Source organism: Paracoccus sp. SJTW-4, from assembly GCF_047716885.1.
In the GTDB taxonomy this organism is placed as follows: domain Bacteria; phylum Pseudomonadota; class Alphaproteobacteria; order Rhodobacterales; family Rhodobacteraceae; genus Paracoccus; species Paracoccus solventivorans.
In genome coordinates this window covers 2,299,240-2,312,909 of record NZ_CP136681.1, presented here as the reverse complement: position 1 = coordinate 2,312,909, position 13,670 = coordinate 2,299,240, and the positions used below count along the sequence as shown (strand labels likewise).

Below are 13,670 nucleotides of genomic sequence, written 5' to 3'. Positions count from 1 at the left end.
CTCCCTCAGCAACAAGGAGGCGGACTCATGTCGATGTCTCACGGCGGCCATGCCGGTCACATGCCCGTGGGCGGCGATCGCAAGGCGCTTGTCATCTCGGGCTGGCTCACCGGCCTTTACTTTGTCATCGAGCTGGGAATCGGCATCTGGACGGGCTCGGTCGCCGTCATCTCCGATGCCTTTCACACCTTCTCGGCCGTGGGCGGCGTGCTCATCGCGCTGGTCGCGCTACGCTTGACCGAGCGGAAATCCAGCCCCGCGCGCACCTTCGGTTATGTCCGGGCCGAGATCCTCGGCGCCCTTTTCAACGGCCTGTTTCTCGTCGCGATGGCGCTTTTGGTGCTGTGGATGGGCGCGATGCGCCTCATGGAGCCGATCGAGCTCGCCACGACGCCGATGCTGATCGCAGCAGCGGGGGGCATCGCCACCGAGCTCGTCGCCCTCTGGCTCCTGTACGAGCGCCAGAAGGACAACCTGAACATGCGGGGCGCCTACTGGCACATCCTGCAGACCTTCGTTGGCAGCTTCCTCATCATCATCTCGGCCCTGGTGATCCGCTTTACCGGCTTTCTCGCCATCGATCCGCTGCTCGGCATGGCCTTCGGGCTCGTCCTGCTCTGGGCTTCCTGGGGCATCCTGCGCGAGGCGCTGCACATCCTGCTCCAAGGCACGCCTGAAGACCTCGATCTGGAAGCAGCAATCAAGGCCATTCGCGACTTGGAGGGCGTCACGGATGTGCATCACGTCCATGCCTGGAGCCTGACATCCGGGCGCAATGTCTTCTCGAGCCACATCTGCGTTCGAAACTGGAAGGACGGCGAGCGGGTGCTGCGGCAGGCGAACAATCTCCTGCGCGAGCGATTCAACATCTACTTCTCGACGATCCAGATCGAGGAATACTGTCTCGACGGTGAGGAGGCCGCAGCCGACATCGACATCATGCGGTCACATGCCGGGCCAGGACAGGCTGGCGTCGGAAAGGTCCATGGCAATCACTGACTGGCCGGAACTCCGGCCTCCGATCACCCCCTGACCTTCCAGCGATTGGAGAGTTCAGAACGGGTAAAACACGAACTCAGGAAGCGCCGAGGAGGCGTGAACATGATCAGCAAGACGGAACACGATCACCATAACCAGACTCACGCTCATTCCGCCCACGGTCATGCGCATGATCACGCGGCCGTCGCCCAGGAGGACACGCACAAGGTCAAGGATCCGGTCTGCGGAATGATGGTCGATCCTCACACGGCCGCGCACAGGGCCGAACATGCCGGCCATCCCTATTACTTCTGTTCGGCAGGGTGCCGCGCGAAGTTCCTTGCAGAGCCGGAACGCTATCTCGATCCGGCCGCCGCGGCGGCCAAGGCAGAGCCGGTTCCCGAGGGGACGATCTACACCTGCCCGATGCACCCGGAGATCCGGCAGGTCGGCCCCGGATCATGCCCGATCTGCGGCATGGGACTGGAGCCTGTCCTCGTCAGTCTCGAAGCTGAGCCCAACCTTGAGCTGATCGACATGCGGCGCCGTTTCTGGGTGGGACTGGCGCTGACGATCCCGGTGGTGATCCTCGAGATGGGCGTCCATTTTTTCGGTCTGCACCACTATATCAGTCTGCGGACCTCCAACTGGTGGCAGCTTGTCTTCGCCACGCCGGCTGTCCTCTGGGCCGGATGGCCATTTTTCCAGCGCGGCTGGCAGTCCCTAGTCACGCGCAACCTGAACATGTTCACTCTGATCGCCATGGGTACAGGGACAGCCTGGATCTACAGCACTGTGGCGACGCTCGCGCCCGGCATCTTCCCGGATGCGTTCCGGCAGGCGGACGGGTCGGTCGCAGTCTATTTCGAGGCGGCGGCGGTCATTACCGTGCTCGTGCTGCTCGGGCAGGTGCTGGAGTTGCGCGCGAGAGAGAGCACCAGCGGCGCGATCCGCGCGCTGCTCGACCTTGCCCCCAAGACCGCCCGGATCATCCGCGACGACGGCACCGAGGAGGAGGTTCAGCTCGACACCGTTCATGTCGGCGACCGCCTGCGGGTGCGGCCCGGCGAGAAGGTTCCGGTCGATGGCGAGGTGCTCGAGGGTCGCAGCGCCGTCGATGAATCGATGGTGACCGGCGAGTCGATGCCGGTGACCAAGGAGGTCGGCGCCACCGCCATCGGCGGCACCATGAACCAGTCCGGCGCGCTGGTGATCGAGGCGAAGAAGGTCGGCCGCGACACCATGCTGTCGCAGATCGTCCAGCTTGTCGCCGAGGCGCAGCGGAGCCGCGCGCCGATCCAGCGGCTGGCCGATCAGGTCTCCGGCTGGTTCGTCCCGGCGGTGATCGTGGTCGCGGTGCTCGCCTTCATCGCCTGGTCGATCTGGGGTCCCGAGCCGCGCTTCTCGTTCGGTCTCATCGCGGCGGTCTCGGTTCTGATCATCGCCTGCCCCTGTGCGCTGGGGCTGGCGACGCCGATGTCGATCATGGTCGGCGTCGGGCGCGGCGCGCAGGCGGGCGTGCTGATCAAGAACGCCGAGGCGCTGGAGCATATGGAGAAGGTCGACACCATCATCGTCGACAAGACCGGCACCCTGACCGAGGGCCGGCCCGCCGTCACCGCCATCGTTCCGGCTGCTGGCTTTACCGAGGAAGAAGCCTTGCGCCTTGCCGCCAGTGTCGAACGCGCCAGCGAGCATCCGTTGGCGCTGGCCATCGTGCGGGCGGCCGAGGAGCGCGGCCTTGAACTCGCACCGGTCGCGGATTTCGACTCACCCACCGGCAAGGGCGCGCTCGGAGTGGTCGAGGGCAAGCGCATTCCCCTTGGCAATGCCAAGTTCCTCGCCGAGCAGGGCGTCGATGTCGCGCCGCTGGCCGATGAGGCCGACCGGCTGCGCGAGGACGGCGCAACCGCGATCTTCATGGGGGTGGACGGGCAGGTTGCGGCCATCTTTGCCATCGCCGATCCGGTCAAGCCATCGACGCCCGAGGCGCTCGCCGCGCTCAAGGAGCAGGGCATCCGCGTGGTGATGCTCACCGGCGACAACTGGACCACGGCGAAGGCCGTCGCGCGCCAGCTCGGCATCGACGAGGTCGAGGCGGAGGTGCTGCCCGACCAGAAGAGCGCGGTCGTGCAGCGGCACAAGGCGGCGGGCGAGGTGGTGGCGATGGCCGGCGACGGCGTCAACGACGCCCCGGCGCTGGCCGCTGCGGACGTTGGCATCGCCATGGGCACCGGCACCGATGTGGCGATGGAAAGCGCGGGCGTCACATTGCTCAAGGGCGATCTGACCGGCATCGTCCGCGCCCGCAAGCTGTCGGAAGCGGTCATGGGCAATATCCGCCAGAACCTGTTCTTCGCCTTCATCTACAACGCTCTGGGCGTGCCGGTCGCGGCCGGGGTGCTGTATCCGTTCTTCGGCATCCTGCTGTCGCCGATCATCGCGGCGGCCGCCATGGCGCTGTCCTCGGTCAGCGTGATCACCAATGCCGCTCGGCTGCGGAGGGTGAAGCTGTGATGCCCGCTGGCGCGCCTCTGCCGGCACCATGCCGCAGCATGCAAGCACCTGCTCACCCCTTCGTGCGTCGCGCCCGGACCGTGACGGCGAGATAATGAATCCATGAAACGAGGTTTGACGATGAGAAACGATCACCCCATCAGCCGGCGCACCGTTCTGGCCGCTGCCGGCGCGCTGCCCCTGCTGATGTCCATGCCAAGGCGGGGACATGCCGAAGCGCTGCCGCTGGTGAGCGTCAGCAAGGATCCATCCTGCGGCTGCTGCGATGGCTGGGTCGCGCATATCGAGGCCGCAGGCTTCCCGGTGAAGGTGGTAGAATCCTCCGATATGGACAGCCTCAAGCAGCGGCTCGGCGTCCCGGCCGAACTGGCCTCCTGCCACACCGCCGAGGTGGGCGGCTACGTGGTCGAGGGCCATGTGCCTGCCGCAGCCATCCGCCGCCTTCTGGCCGAGCGGCCTGACGCGACGGGGCTGGCCGTTCCCGGCATGCCGGCCGGCTCGCCCGGCATGGATTTTCCGGGCGTCGATCCCGAGCCCTATGAAGCGTTCCTGTTCGGCCCGACCGTCCGGAGCTTCGGGCGCTTTCTCGGTCCACGGGAAATCTGACACGGGGCTGCCGACATGATCGCCCGACTTGCGAATGATCCGAAACAGCACCTGGCCGAGGCGGCTTGCCTCCGTCAGCGGGGCGGTCTCGCGGCGTCGGGTGGCGGGAGACGTGAACGCGACATCGCACTGGCCCGGCGTGCCGCCGGGAAGGAAAGTGGCGCATGACCGGGCGGGTGCGAGCTGCCTTCCGGGTGAGATGCGGTCGATTGCGCCAGTTTGCGGTTTGCATCCTGCTGCTTGCCATCGGCGCCCTGGTTCTGCAGGTCCCGGTACATGCCGGCCCCGCCGGACACGCCATCCACCAGCAGCAGGTCGCCGCCACGGCAAGCCACTGCGCCCAGCCTCACCTGCCGGACGAGCATGGCGCAGATCAATCGGCAGGCTGCCTGAACGAGGACAGTGGCCAGGGTCCGGCGGACTGCTGCCAGATCTGTCTGGCCGCCGCGGTTCTCGTCGCGCCGCCGACGTTCGGCCCGTCCGTGAACGGTGAGGTTTTCACGGTTGTGCGCACTGATCCGCACGACCGATCACCCGAAGGCATCCTGAAGCCGCCACGTCTCATCGCTGCGTGATGCGCAGGGATCGCCGCGAGGACGAGAGACGTCTCCGGCCGCTCCGCGCAAACCCGAAAGACAAACGAACAGGATGGAGAGCCGCGCCCGCAAATCCGGGCCGGTGCTCCGGAACCAGAGGATGAAATCCAATGAACCGAACAGCAATCGTAATCGCCCTTACTGTCAGCCTGCTGGCAGGCCTGCCAGGCGCTGCTCTCGCGCAGGCCGGACATGACACCCATCACCCGGGAACCCCGCCCGCACAGGCGGAGCAGGCGCCCGCGCCAACGCCGCCTTCAGGCCAGATGCCCGGCATGCAAGGGATGATGCCCGAGCAGTGCCAGGCCATGACCCCGGAATGCATGGGCGCGATGCGCCAGATGATGCAGGGTGGGATGATGCAGGGGATGATGGGCGCGCCGAACGCCGGGGCGGCCCCGGTTAACGAAAGCCTTCCGGATTTCACCCGGGCCTACGTCGAATCGATGAATGAAATGCACGGACCGATGATGGACGGCGTCATGGCCGACGATCCGGATGTCGCCTTCGTCCGGGGCATGATCCCGCATCATCAGGGCGCGATCGATATGGCCCGGATCGTCCTGCAGTATGGCGACGACCCGAAGACAAGGGAGTGGGCGGAGCAGATCATCGCGGTGCAGGAAGGCGAGATCGCCGAAATGCAGGCATGGCTGGAGGCGAAGGCCGGCGAGGCACCTGCGCCCTTTGGTCAGACCGGCGGGACTGTCTGGTCCGCCAATGAAGGCGGCAATTCCATCAGCGCCATCAATCTCGCCACCGGAGCGGTCGACACGGTTTTGATCCCGATCGCGCCCCACAACGTCGACCTGACGCCTGACGGCAAGCTGCTGTTGGCCGTTGGCGATCCTGCCGTCGAAGGGGATCACGGGTCGGACGGGCATGGGCACGGCGGGGACGGTGCGGCCGAGGGTCTGTTGGTCATTCTCGATCCGCAGAACCTCTCGGCGCCCAAGGCGACCGTCGCGGTAGGCTCGCACCCGGCCCATGTGGTCGCTGACCGGCAGGGGCGCGCCTATGTCTCCTTGGCCGGCGGAGACGAGATCGCGGTCGTCGATCTCGCACGGGCCGAAGTCATCGGGCGTATCGCGACGGGGGACTATCCGCACGGCCTACGGCTCAGCCCGGATGAGACCCAGCTTTACGTGGCCAATGTCGAGGACGGGTCCGTGTCCGTCATCGACACCCAGGCGCTGTCCGAGGTCGCGCGCATTCCGATCGGGACCGCGCCGGTTCAGGTCGGGTTCACGCCCTCGGGCGATCAGGTCTATGTCTCGCTGCGCGACGAGAACCGCGTCGCCGTGATCGACACTTCAACCCGCGAGGTGACGAACAGGATCGACGTCGGGCCGAACCCGATCCAGCTCATCGCGACGCAGGATGGGAAATTCGTCTATGTCGCCAATCAGGGCACCGAGGCCGAGCCGAACGACACCGTATCCGTGATCGACACCGCAATCGGTCAGGTGGTGAAGACCATCACCACCGGCCGCGGCGCCCATGGAGTATCGGCATCGGCGGACGGGGTCTATGTGTTCGTGACCAACATCGCCGACGATACCGTGTCGATCATCGACGTGGGGAGCCAGGAAGTGGTCAAGACAGTGCCGGTTGGCGATCGCCCGAACGGCATCGTCTACGGCGGCCCGGCGCGCTGAGCGATCGGCGCCGGAGTTCGCTCCGGCGCCAGCTACCGGCCAGGCACCGAGCCGCGGTCGGTCAGAACAATAGGGCCCGCCGTCTCATTGGCGGGCCCTCGCTATCCCTTGGGGGGCGCGAGCCTGTTACTGACCGCGGGCGGCCAGCCACTCGCGCATCATGGCGATCTCGCCCTCCTGCGCCGCGATCACGTCTTCGGCGAGGGCACGGATCTGCGGGTCCTCGCCGTGTCCCAACACGACGCGCGCCATGTCGATGGCGCCCTGATGGTGCGGGATCATGCTGCGCATGAAATCCACGTCGGCGTCGCCACTGAACTCGACGGCCATCCCGGCATGCATGCGGTCGTTTGCGGCCATGTAGGCCTGAACTGCCGGGCTGTCGGAGGCAGCCGCACCATGCGCGCCATGACCCATGTCCGAACGATCCGTGATCGTAACGCCTTCATCCACGATCTGCGATTGCGCAACGGCCAGTCCGCCCGCGGCGGCAAGCGCGGTCGCCATGAACAGAACGGACAGCTTGTTCATCAGGCGACCGTCCCCACCGGCGCGACGGGAAAGCCCGCCTCGGCCAGCGCGGCCTCGAAGGCGGCGCGGGGCTGCCCGGAGGTGACGACGACCTTGCGCTTCGGGGGATCGGCCTCGACGTTCGCTGCGGGATCAACCGTGTGAATCGCCCTGGTCACGCCGCACGCGCAGCCGCCGCAGGTCATATTTTCAATGTGGAACTGCATGAGTGCCTCCTGTGGTTCGTCTCATGCAAGGTGAGATAGGGTTTCCCATCGTTGGAAGGTCAAGAGGAAAGAATCGATCCTGACAGGTCTTGACCTTCCAGCGATGGGAACCCTTATTTCCCTTGGCGGATGATGGAATAGCTTCAAGGAGACCCCCTTCATGACCGCCCCAGCGCGAGATCGCGAGCCCGGAGCCGGCAGCATCAATCTGCCCCCGATCAGCCTGTCCATCGAGGGCATGACCTGTGCCTCATGCGTGGGCCGGGTCGAGAAGGCGCTGCGGGCCGTGCCCGGCGTCGCCTCGGCAAATGTCAACCTGGCCACCGAGCGCGCCGACATCCGTCTCAGCGCGCCGGTCGAGCGTGCCGCGCTGGTGGGTGCGGTGGAAAGCGCGGGCTATGACGTGCCCAAGCCCCAGGGTGCGGTCGAGATCGCCATCGAGGGGATGACCTGCGCCTCTTGCGTGGGCCGGGTCGAAAGGGCGCTGCAGGCGGTGCCCGGCGTTGCTTCGGCGACCGTCAACCTCGCCACCGAGCGCGCGACCGTCACGGGCCCGGCCGATGCCGGCGCGTTGCTGCGGGCCATCACCGAAACCGGCTACGAGGCGCGGCTGATCGACGGCGGCGGGGCCGATGAGGCGCAGGCCAACGCCCGCAAGGAGGCCGAGCGCGAGACGCTGCGGCGCGACCTGATCCTGGCGGCGGCGCTGACCCTGCCGGTCTTCGTCCTCGAGATGGGCAGCCACCTCATTCCCGCCGTCCATGACCTCGTCGCGGGCACCATCGGCATGCAGGCCAGTTGGTATATCCAGTTCGCGCTGACGCTGCTGGTCCTCGCCATCCCCGGCATCCGCTTCTACCAGAAGGGCCTTCCCGCCCTGTTCCGTGGCGCGCCTGACATGAACAGCCTTGTCGCGGTCGGCACGCTGGCGGCTTTCGGTTATTCACTTGTCGCCACCTTCGCCCCCGGCCTGCTGCCGGCGGGCACCGTCAACGTCTATTACGAGGCGGCAGCCGTTATCGTGACGCTGATCCTGCTCGGCCGCTATCTCGAGGCGCGCGCCAAGGGCCGCACCTCCGAGGCGATCACCCGCCTTGTTGGCCTGCAGCCCAAGACCGCGCGCGTGCGCCGGGGCGGCCGCGTCGAGGACATCGCGGTGGCCAACGTGGCTCCCGGCGATCTCGTCGAGGTCCGTCCGGGCGAGCGCGTCCCCGTGGACGGCGAGGTGGTCGAGGGCGAGAGCTGGGTGGATGAATCGATGATCACCGGCGAGCCCATCCCCGTCCAGAAGCAGGCGGGCGCTGCCGTGACCGGCGGCACCGTGAACCAGAAAGGCGCCTTCGCCTTTCGCGCCACTGCGGTCGGCGGGGACACGGTGCTGGCGCAGATCATCCGCCTGGTCGAGGAGGCGCAGGGCTCGAAACTGCCAATCCAGGCGCTGGTGGACCGCGTCACCATGTGGTTCGTCCCGGCCGTCATGGCGGTGGCGGCGCTGACCTTCGGCATCTGGTTCTTCTTCGGTCCCGACCCGGCGCTGACCTTCGCGCTGGTGAACGCCGTCGCGGTCCTGATCATCGCCTGCCCCTGTGCGATGGGCCTCGCCACGCCGACCTCGATCATGGTGGGCACCGGGCGCGGCGCCGAGATGGGCGTGCTGTTCCGCAAGGGCGAAGCGCTCCAGCTGCTGAAGGATGCCAGGGTCGTGGCGGTGGACAAGACCGGCACGCTGACGGAAGGCGCCCCCGCGCTGACCGATCTGGAACTGGCCGCCGGGTTCGAGCGGGCCGAGGTCCTGAGCCTCGTCGCCGCGGTCGAGGAGAAGTCGGAGCACCCGATCGCCCGTGCGATCGTGGACGCGGCCGCCGGGGAAGGCCTTACGCTGCCCGCCGTCTCGAACTTCGAGTCGGTGACAGGGTTCGGCGTCAGGGCCGTGGCCGGCGGCAAGCCCGTCGAGATCGGCGCAGACCGCTACATGGCCGAGCTTGGCCATGACGTGGCCGGTTTCGCCAAGATCGCCGAGCGTCTCGGCAACGAGGGCAAGTCGCCCCTCTACGCCGCGATCGACGGCAAGCTGGCGGCGATCATCGCCGTGGCCGACCCGATCAAGGAGACGACGCCGGCCGCGATCGCGGCGTTGCACGACCTCGGCCTGAAGGTTGCGATGATCACCGGCGACAACCGCCGCACGGCCGAAGCCATCGCCCGGCGGCTAGGCATCGACGAGGTCGTGGCCGAGGTGCTGCCCGAAGGCAAGGTCGAGGCCGTGCGCCGTCTCAAGACCAGTCATGGGACGCTGGCCTATGTCGGTGACGGCATCAACGACGCCCCGGCGCTGGCCGAGGCGGATGTGGGCCTTGCCATCGGCACCGGAACGGATGTGGCGATCGAGGCCGCCGACGTGGTGCTGATGTCGGGCAGCCTCAAGGGCGTGCCCAACGCCATCGCGTTGTCGCGCGCGACGATCGGCAATATCCGGCAGAACCTGTTCTGGGCCTTCGCCTACAACACCGCGCTGATCCCGGTCGCGGCGGGCGTGCTCTACCCGGCCTACGGGGTTCTGCTGTCGCCGGTCTTCGCCGCCGGGGCGATGGCGCTGTCCTCGGTCTTCGTGCTCGGCAACGCGCTCCGCCTGCGCCGCTTCACGCCGCCGATGGGGACCGATCCGACGGCCCCAGCGACCGCCAGCCCCGCCATGTCCGGCCGGCTTGCACCTGCCGAGTGATCGCCACCCGCGCCGACCGGGGCGCCAGAGTGCGTCCCGGTCATTCCCCTAGCCTGGAAGACCGTCATGACCAATATCACGCACGTCACGCACGACGTCATCTTTCCGCCAGCGGCCGTTCCGCTCATCTTCACCACCAACCAAAGGAGCCACCCATGAACATCGGACAAGCAGCCCACGCCTCGGGAGTCTCCGCCAAGATGATCCGCTACTACGAACAGACCGGCCTCATCCCTCCCGCCAACCGGACCCAATCGGGCTATCGCGACTATTCGGACACCGACGTCCACATGCTGCGCTTCATCCGTCGCGCGCGCGATCTGGGCTTCTCGGTGCCCGAGATCCAGAAGCTCCTGAACCTCTGGCGTGACGGCAGCCGGCAGAGCGGCGATGTCAAGCGCGTCGCTCTTCAGCACATCGAGGAGCTGCGGCATCGGATCGCCGAGATGGAGGACATGGTCACCACGCTCACGACGCTGGCGGACGCCTGCGCGGGCGACCACCGGCCCGACTGCCCGATCCTCTGCGACTTCGAGCAAGCGGCCCCGGAGCATCGGCCGGCACCCGCGAGGGCACCCCTGCCAGGCAGCCGCCCCTCCGTCTGACTGCGGGGCATTGTCGGCCATCGCCGCTTAATCCGGCGGCGCGGCCTCTTCGCCGTCGAGGCCGATATCCGCCAGTGCGCGTTTTGCGCCTTCTTCCGCCGTGCGCGTCAGGATCGCCTCGAACTCGGCGTCCGGCATGCGGACAAAGCCCTGATCGGAACGGGTGGTGTCATCACTTCTCCCTTCCGCCGCTCAACCGACCTTGCAGCCCCAGAACGACGTGTGATCGGCCGCGAAATACCCATCCGCCGCGCGAAAGGTGCCCTGCAACTCGACGGTGTCGCCCTGCGCGAGCGGCGCCATGGTCTGCAGCCAGAGCGCCGTCGCCTCGGAGGCGTGCGCCCCTGAAATCTCGCCCTTTGATCTCGGATTTCGGTCGATCCGTTCAGCACCAGCCGCCCGCGCATACGCGCATTGGTGCTGGAGTTGATCTTGTATAGCAGCGTGGCACCGAAGAGCCACGCGCCCGCGACGGGCGCAACGAAGTGGCTGTTGCCGGCGCAAACCCGCGCTATCGTGGGCGGCGATGACGAAGGAGTTTCCGATAACCGCCGGCGACCATTGCACGGGCATCGCGCAGGAGTGCCTTGATGGCATGACGGGCCGAGGATGCTTGCCATTCGTCCCGGTCAAGCCGGCCGGTGTTCAGAAGAACCCGCGCGATCTCCTGCTGCGTGGCACCAGCCCGATGGCCATCGAAGGCCCGCAGCATCCGTCGGAGGCGCGCGCGTTGCTGGCGTGTCATGCGTGTATCCGGCGGGATCGCGCGACCATGCAGGGCGGAAAGGAAGCGTTGAATGGCCTCGATCCGGTCGAAACCGGCGAGGCTGAGAGGGACGACGGCGACCGCGATCGCGTCCCCCTTAATGGCGCCGTCGAAGATCTGGAGCTTCTGCCCATTGCCAAGCGGGACGTGGAACTCTGCGCCAGCGTTCTCGACCGAGAAGTCGAGGCGCCAGTTCAGCGGAGCGCCGTCAGTGCTGTCGCCAAGTTCCAAAGGGACTTCGGTCAGCACCACCACACTTGTGTCCTCCGCTGGGAGCCAGAAGACCGGCGCATCGGGCGGCGGGACCAGCGGATCGACCGGGAAATCGCAACCCCCAGCGCTGCCGGATCCGTTCGGTCAGCGGTTGGGGGTCTCCTTGGTCGGCAATCGAGGCTTCAAAATCTGCGTCATAATCGTCATTGCGGCGCAGCCATTCCCAGGCCAGATCGGATGCCGTCAGTTCATCCAGATGGTCGTATTGCGCCGAAGAACGCCAGGTCGATGCGTCAGGGGTCATCGCGGCCTCCCGAATCCACTCAAACGAATAGGGAAGGCTCAAGATTCCCGCATGAGTTGCGTTTCGGAAGTCAGGCGCTGGTCAACAGGTGATGCGCGGCACGCATCACGGGTCAGGTCTTGCGCTGACTTTCGCGGACCAGTTCGCGGTAGCCGTGTTCGGTCATCCAATGCGCGCGAGCGAGATGAGTATCATGGATGGAGCGGCAGCGGTCGGGATCGCACTCTGGATCGAGGCCAAAGAGAACCTGCACAGCTTCGCGCCAATCGGCGCCATCACGCTCGGCATCGAGAAGGCGCATGTAGAGCTTCATGTGCTCGCGATCATAAGACGTCAGCGTCTGGCTGGACGGTGGTGTGTCGAGATATGTCTGTGTCGCGCGGCCCATCATTCGCTCACGTTCGGGTAACGTATTTGTTAACCATCTTCGGCGGAAGATAGCCATTCCTTTTGACGAGAACCTGACATCACGCTGGCCGCTATTTCACCGTTTGTCGGTGTTGGCTCCATTGTGTTGCAGCAACACGCCCTCGCCCTTATCTGTCGACAGGAAAACGATCCCGGCCGCTTCGAGAGCGCGGCGCACCTGGTCGCGGGTGGACTCGAACACCTCGAGCCCGCTTTGGGATTCGAGGCGTTTGAGTGCGGTCAATGCGACCTGGGCCTTGTCGGCGAGCGTCTCCTGTGTCCATCCCAGTAACGCGCGCGCAGCCCGTGATTGGCGAGCGGTGATCATACATGATCACCTCCCACCGGGATATGCACGCACTCCAGAACTACGACTATAATAGTCGTTCTTGCTATGAGCGCCAGCCGAAATTCAGGTGCAATTATCATGGATAGAGAGGCGACGCCCTCGTCCATGCCCGTCTGATTCGGTCGCTGGACCTTGCCAGAGGCGGCGGGCGCGATCCGTTGAGACAGGGGAGAAACCCGGCGGCTTGCGCCGCCGGGCCTCGGGTTCCCGATCAGAACGGAATGTCATCGTCGTCGATGAACTTGCCGTCGTCGTTCTCGGTCTGCTTCGCCCGGCTCAGGAAATCGACCGTCTCGGCGATGATCTCGCAGCCGTAGCGATCGACCCCGGCGGCATCGGTCCATTTCGTGTAGTGGATGCGGCCGCGAACCAGAACCTTCATGCCCTTGTCGCAATGCTGCTGGACCGTCTTGCCGAGGCCGTTGAAGCAGGTGATGCGGTGCCATTCGGTGTCCTGGACCCGATAGCCGTTCTCGTCGCGCAGGACGCGGCCTTCCGAATAGCGGGGGCGCGAGGTGGCCAGGGTGAAGTGGGTGATGCCGGTGCCGCCCTGGGTGGTGCGGGTTTCGGGGGCCTGGCCGATGTTGCCGGCGAGGATGACGATGTTCTGCATTGTAGGTCTCCGTTGCTCCTCGGAGGGACCGTCCCTCCGACGAGACCCGGCCAAGGCCGTCGGAAGACTCCTGCAACTGCCGCCCTTGCTGCAGCTTGCCCCCAAGGCCCCAGGTGGGGCGGGCAGCCGCGCTTGCGCGGCAACACGGCTGGGAGCCGCGGGGGTTGCTGGTGGAAGCCGAACGGACTTAGGGGATCAGTCAGGCGGAGGGATGGTGCTTTCGAAAGCAGATCGGGGACGCACAGCAGAACCATCGTCCTTGCTGGCGACAGCGGCCAGGCAGGCCCCCTGCGAACCGAGACCACCGGCATGGCACTCGTTCAACCGTCTTTGCCGGTCAACGTCGTGTCCGCCGCCGGAAGGCCCTGTCATCCGCGATGTGATCGAACAGGCTATCGGGTTCTCATGCCCGCTATGACACCGTCCTGCTTCATCGGCCAAAGGCTCGGTCCCACAGCATCGTGAAGGGGCAAGGAAGGTGTTCGCGGAGGCCCCACGAAACGACGTGGACCGATGCAGCGGGGCATCGACCGCACGGGACTGCGGGTACGCACCGATGTCCCATTTCCAGAGCCGGGCGAAGCAGACCGGGTGCGAT

The 13,670-nt window shown here is 66.3% G+C and carries 15 protein-coding genes; 7 read left to right on the top strand and 8 right to left on the bottom strand.

Annotation, left to right across the window (positions count from 1 at the left end; genetic code table 11):
• The first annotated feature begins 27 nt into the window (after positions 1-27).
• The 5 genes from RSP45_RS11290 to RSP45_RS11270 all read left to right on the top strand — a co-directional run bounded on the left by RSP45_RS11290 (position 28) and on the right by RSP45_RS11270 (position 6,355).
• Positions 28-999: a cation diffusion facilitator family transporter gene (locus RSP45_RS11290; RefSeq protein ID WP_415391993.1), complete on the top strand. Its 972-nt coding sequence runs from the start codon at positions 28-30 to the stop codon at positions 997-999.
• 102 nt (positions 1,000-1,101) lie between these two features.
• Positions 1,102-3,495: a heavy metal translocating P-type ATPase gene (locus tag RSP45_RS11285; protein ID WP_415391992.1), complete on the top strand. Its 2,394-nt coding sequence runs from the start codon at positions 1,102-1,104 to the stop codon at positions 3,493-3,495.
• A 120-nt stretch (positions 3,496-3,615) separates the two neighbouring features.
• Complete coding sequence (locus tag RSP45_RS11280; RefSeq protein WP_058099086.1) at positions 3,616-4,101, top strand: DUF411 domain-containing protein; 486 nt, start codon at positions 3,616-3,618, stop codon at positions 4,099-4,101.
• Positions 4,102-4,265: 164 nt separating this feature from the next.
• Positions 4,266-4,676 (top strand): hypothetical protein, encoded by a 411-nt coding sequence (locus RSP45_RS11275; RefSeq protein WP_058099087.1) that lies wholly within the window; start codon positions 4,266-4,268, stop codon positions 4,674-4,676.
• A 131-nt stretch (positions 4,677-4,807) separates the two neighbouring features.
• On the top strand, positions 4,808-6,355 hold the full coding sequence (locus RSP45_RS11270; protein ID WP_058099088.1) for a DUF305 domain-containing protein: 1,548 nt from the start codon (positions 4,808-4,810) through the stop codon (positions 6,353-6,355).
• Positions 6,356-6,481: 126 nt separating this feature from the next.
• On the opposite strand, the gene RSP45_RS11265 is transcribed toward RSP45_RS11270, so the two are convergent.
• Positions 6,482-6,886: a DUF305 domain-containing protein gene (locus RSP45_RS11265; protein ID WP_058099089.1), complete on the bottom strand. Its 405-nt coding sequence runs from the start codon at positions 6,884-6,886 to the stop codon at positions 6,482-6,484.
• On the bottom strand, positions 6,886-7,044 hold the full coding sequence (locus tag RSP45_RS11260; RefSeq protein ID WP_415391991.1) for a copper chaperone: 159 nt from the start codon (positions 7,042-7,044) through the stop codon (positions 6,886-6,888). Before RSP45_RS11260 ends, RSP45_RS11265 begins: the two co-directional genes overlap by 1 nt.
• A 208-nt stretch (positions 7,045-7,252) precedes the next feature.
• Between RSP45_RS11260 and RSP45_RS11255 the strand changes: the two genes are divergently transcribed.
• Positions 7,253-9,814 carry a heavy metal translocating P-type ATPase gene (locus RSP45_RS11255; RefSeq protein ID WP_082658172.1) on the top strand — a complete coding sequence of 854 codons (2,562 nt, stop codon included), beginning with the start codon at positions 7,253-7,255 and terminating at the stop codon, positions 9,812-9,814.
• A gap of 155 nt (positions 9,815-9,969) precedes the next feature.
• Entirely contained in the window at positions 9,970-10,419 is a 450-nt protein-coding gene (gene cueR, locus RSP45_RS11250) for a Cu(I)-responsive transcriptional regulator (protein ID WP_058099091.1), read from the top strand.
• A gap of 27 nt (positions 10,420-10,446) precedes the next feature.
• Here cueR and RSP45_RS11245 read toward each other — a convergent pair whose 3' ends face one another.
• The 6 genes from RSP45_RS11245 to RSP45_RS11220 all read right to left on the bottom strand — a co-directional run bounded on the left by RSP45_RS11245 (position 10,447) and on the right by RSP45_RS11220 (position 13,072).
• Positions 10,447-10,557, bottom strand: a complete 111-nt coding sequence (locus tag RSP45_RS11245) for a DUF6127 family protein (RefSeq protein WP_223191438.1) — start codon at positions 10,555-10,557, stop codon at positions 10,447-10,449.
• 373 nt (positions 10,558-10,930) lie between these two features.
• Positions 10,931-11,437, bottom strand: a complete 507-nt coding sequence (locus RSP45_RS11240) for a DUF2285 domain-containing protein (RefSeq protein ID WP_245728907.1) — start codon at positions 11,435-11,437, stop codon at positions 10,931-10,933.
• Entirely contained in the window at positions 11,394-11,744 is a 351-nt protein-coding gene (locus RSP45_RS11235; RefSeq protein WP_238986825.1) for a transcriptional regulator domain-containing protein, read from the bottom strand. The genes RSP45_RS11240 and RSP45_RS11235 overlap by 44 nt, the downstream gene beginning before the upstream one ends.
• 70 nt (positions 11,745-11,814) lie before the next feature.
• Positions 11,815-12,093 (bottom strand): DNA -binding domain-containing protein, encoded by a 279-nt coding sequence (locus tag RSP45_RS11230; RefSeq protein ID WP_082658173.1) that lies wholly within the window; start codon positions 12,091-12,093, stop codon positions 11,815-11,817.
• A 93-nt stretch (positions 12,094-12,186) separates the two neighbouring features.
• Complete coding sequence (locus RSP45_RS11225) at positions 12,187-12,438, bottom strand: helix-turn-helix domain-containing protein (RefSeq protein ID WP_058099093.1); 252 nt, start codon at positions 12,436-12,438, stop codon at positions 12,187-12,189.
• Positions 12,439-12,670: 232 nt separating this feature from the next.
• Complete coding sequence (locus tag RSP45_RS11220) at positions 12,671-13,072, bottom strand: single-stranded DNA-binding protein (protein ID WP_058099094.1); 402 nt, start codon at positions 13,070-13,072, stop codon at positions 12,671-12,673.
• Positions 13,073-13,670: the final 598 nt, after the last annotated feature.

Coding starts and splice junctions, on each gene's coding strand:
- RSP45_RS11290 (WP_415391993.1), top strand. CDS start 28: ATGTCGATGTCTCACGGCGGCCATGCCGGTCACATGCCCGTGGGCGGC.
- RSP45_RS11285 (WP_415391992.1), top strand. CDS start 1,102: ATGATCAGCAAGACGGAACACGATCACCATAACCAGACTCACGCTCAT.
- RSP45_RS11280 (WP_058099086.1), top strand. CDS start 3,616: ATGAGAAACGATCACCCCATCAGCCGGCGCACCGTTCTGGCCGCTGCC.
- RSP45_RS11275 (WP_058099087.1), top strand. CDS start 4,266: ATGACCGGGCGGGTGCGAGCTGCCTTCCGGGTGAGATGCGGTCGATTG.
- RSP45_RS11270 (WP_058099088.1), top strand. CDS start 4,808: ATGAACCGAACAGCAATCGTAATCGCCCTTACTGTCAGCCTGCTGGCA.
- RSP45_RS11265 (WP_058099089.1), bottom strand. CDS start 6,886: ATGAACAAGCTGTCCGTTCTGTTCATGGCGACCGCGCTTGCCGCCGCG.
- RSP45_RS11255 (WP_082658172.1), top strand. CDS start 7,253: ATGACCGCCCCAGCGCGAGATCGCGAGCCCGGAGCCGGCAGCATCAAT.
- cueR (WP_058099091.1), top strand. CDS start 9,970: ATGAACATCGGACAAGCAGCCCACGCCTCGGGAGTCTCCGCCAAGATG.
- RSP45_RS11245 (WP_223191438.1), bottom strand. CDS start 10,557: ATGCCGGACGCCGAGTTCGAGGCGATCCTGACGCGCACGGCGGAAGAA.
- RSP45_RS11230 (WP_082658173.1), bottom strand. CDS start 12,093: ATGATGGGCCGCGCGACACAGACATATCTCGACACACCACCGTCCAGC.
- RSP45_RS11225 (WP_058099093.1), bottom strand. CDS start 12,438: ATGATCACCGCTCGCCAATCACGGGCTGCGCGCGCGTTACTGGGATGG.
- RSP45_RS11220 (WP_058099094.1), bottom strand. CDS start 13,072: ATGCAGAACATCGTCATCCTCGCCGGCAACATCGGCCAGGCCCCCGAA.